The 2,290-nt window shown below is 44.7% G+C and carries 3 protein-coding genes and 2 pseudogenes; 2 read left to right on the top strand and 3 right to left on the bottom strand.

What is annotated here, in order from left to right; all coding sequences use genetic code 11:
- The 3 genes and pseudogenes from WBA23_RS05215 to WBA23_RS05205 all read right to left on the bottom strand — a co-directional run.
- Positions 1–413, bottom strand: a pseudogene (locus WBA23_RS05215) (VCBS repeat-containing protein); the annotation flags it as partial.
- 12 nt (positions 414–425) lie between these two features.
- On the bottom strand, positions 426–1,001 hold the full coding sequence (locus WBA23_RS05210; RefSeq protein ID WP_424581190.1) for a DUF4269 domain-containing protein: 576 nt from the start codon (positions 999–1,001) through the stop codon (positions 426–428).
- Between the two features lie 3 nt (positions 1,002–1,004).
- On the bottom strand, positions 1,005–1,310 hold the full coding sequence (locus tag WBA23_RS05205) for a GNAT family N-acetyltransferase (protein ID WP_424581189.1): 306 nt from the start codon (positions 1,308–1,310) through the stop codon (positions 1,005–1,007).
- A gap of 103 nt (positions 1,311–1,413) precedes the next feature.
- Here WBA23_RS05205 and WBA23_RS05200 point away from each other — a divergent pair, with 103 nt between their 5' ends.
- A complete protein-coding gene (locus WBA23_RS05200; RefSeq protein WP_424581188.1) occupies positions 1,414–1,857 on the top strand; it encodes a hypothetical protein in 444 nt (147 codons plus the stop codon).
- 108 nt (positions 1,858–1,965) lie between these two features.
- Positions 1,966–2,290 (top strand): annotated as a pseudogene (locus WBA23_RS05195) (peptidase M28 family protein); the annotation flags it as partial.

Here is a 2,290-nt window from a genome sequence, read left to right as displayed (position 1 = left end):
TCTACTGACTTCCACGCCGAAGACTGAGTGTACTGCTGCCAATTAGGAGGAGCCCAGTGCACGGTTATTCGCTCGTGATCTCCTTCGGATAACGTAACAATGTCAGAGAAGCCGTCCTGGTCTAAATCTACCACCAAAGCATCTTCTACAGCAGGTGACGGCACTTCTACGTAACTCCAGCCTTTGGTGAGATCGCCCGGATGAAAGTACAGCCGAGTAACGTTGCCCTGCTCCCAGCCGGTGATAATATCGGGCAAAGAGTCTTGATTAGCAAAACATACCTTGGTGCCGTCGGCTCCAAACGAGGTATCATCAATAGTGTGCCGTTGCCAGGGAAAAGTCATTTGGGCGTGAGCATTGGTCAGGTTTAGGATGGTTACAATGGTTAGTCCGAATAATAGTTTAGCTAGCATGCTATCAATATACTATTTTCCGGTATAACCCTTTGATGACAGTAGCTGCCAAAGCTGGTCGTCAGAATAATTTTCTAAATTTAGTACTGCTTGATAGGGATCACCCTGTAGATTTAGTAACTGAGCGAATGCTGGTTCCGTCTTTATTCCCTGCTGTTTCAGCTCTTTTATTTGCTCACGGAAGGCTACACTGGCTAGCTGCAAAATACGGTGCTCAACAATCATGTGTCGATAAGCGTGTTGTTTGGTGGCCGGAAGCGGTTGTCCGAACAGTTCAATTGGCCAGCTTTGGTAACGAAACCGAATTAATATAGCGAGAAGGTTATGGCTAAGCATTCGCAAAACTTGAAAACTAGGTAGGTCACCGTATTCTTTAGTTACCTGATCCACAAACAGTTTAGGTGTGTGCACCTCGCAGCAAATATCCAGATCACTAGAATCGATGTCAATTCTAAGTGGCACGGTACCAGTGAGTAAGGGATAATACTCCGATAGGTAGTTAAACAGATCAAGGCTATGAAGTGCTCGATAGGCACTTTGTTGCTGGGCAGTTCCTTCCTTCAGGTAAGATAGGCTATTAAATTCCACCGCTCAGACATTAAAGCCCGGTAGCACCAGCGGTTTATATTCTGGGTGCCGACGAATGTACATGGCTACGTAAGGGCACAGTGGTAGTACTGGCTGGTTAACCTCTTTGGCATATTCTAACCCAGTATGCGCCAAGCGAGAAGCCAGTCCTTTTCCTTCGTGTGACTGAGGTACTTCCGTGTGCGTAAACACCAAATATTTTTTAGCTGGAATATATTCTAATACCGCTTCTTTTCCATCTAGAAGAATGGCGAAACGTTTTTTTTCGGGTTGATGAGTAACACTAAACTGATCGGTTGATATAGCCATAATAAAATATCCGTTGGTTAGGTAGCAAGAAAACCAAACATCTTAGTAGTATTCTTACGGAATCGTACTAATTTAGGGGTTCGATAATATCTATCCAAGTACTATGAAGCTGGGCTGCTTTCTAATAGGTGTGTTAGTAATAATAAGCCATTTGAGTTGGAGCCAAACCAACTCAAGTGTTTGGAAGACGTTGTCGGATGTAGAAATAGAAGATCGCTACGATGCTTCGGTCGGGTACGAAATATCATATCCAGTTTTTGGCAATAAGGCGCAGGCGCTAGACGGGCAACAAGTTACCGTAAAGGGCTACATGATTCCTTTTGAGGCATATCTAAAACCTAAGTATTTTATATTATCAGCCTTGCCAATTGCCGCTTGTTTCTTCTGCGGTGGGGCGGGTCCCGAAACAGTGATGGAAGTATTTAGTCAGAATAACCTAGAACTTTCTTCGGAAGTAGTTGAGCTACGGGGAACACTAAAATTGAACGCTAATAACCCTGACCGTATGATGTACATCTTGCACAATGCTGAACTAATAGAAAACTAAAACTTTACCTACCAACTTAAACCAATGAAAAAGCATTTATACACAACAATAGGATTGATAATAATTGCTATACTTCCGACAACGGCACAATCCCAAGACGACTCAACTATGTTGCGTAAAATCTACGATGAAACGCTGTTGCGCGGGGAAGCCTACGAAAACCTTCGCAGTCTTTGTAAAGATGTAGGGGGACGGGTAAGTGGCTCGCCCGAAGCGGCGGCTGCCGTTGAGTGGGGCCGACAATTGATGCAGCAGTATGGGTTTGATAGCGTTTTTCTTCAACCTGTAATGGTTCCCCACTGGGTACGTGGTCAGCAGGAAGTGGGGCGTATTGTTAATTCTCAGAAGTTAGGAACGCGGGAAGTAAATATTACCGCTCTTGGTAACGCGGTAGGTACCGGAGATGCGGGGGTACTGGCCAACATTGTTGAAG

Source organism: Tunicatimonas sp. (assembly GCF_049647865.1).
In the GTDB taxonomy this organism is placed as follows: Bacteria; Bacteroidota; Bacteroidia; order Cytophagales; family Cyclobacteriaceae; genus Tunicatimonas.
This window is presented reverse-complemented; position numbering and strand designations above follow the sequence as displayed.

Excerpts from the sequence above, each read along its gene's own strand:
- WBA23_RS05205 (WP_424581189.1), bottom strand. The coding sequence starts at position 1,310 with ATGGCTATATCAACCGATCAGTTTAGTGTTACTCATCAACCCGAAAAA.
- WBA23_RS05200 (WP_424581188.1), top strand. The coding sequence starts at position 1,414 with ATGAAGCTGGGCTGCTTTCTAATAGGTGTGTTAGTAATAATAAGCCAT.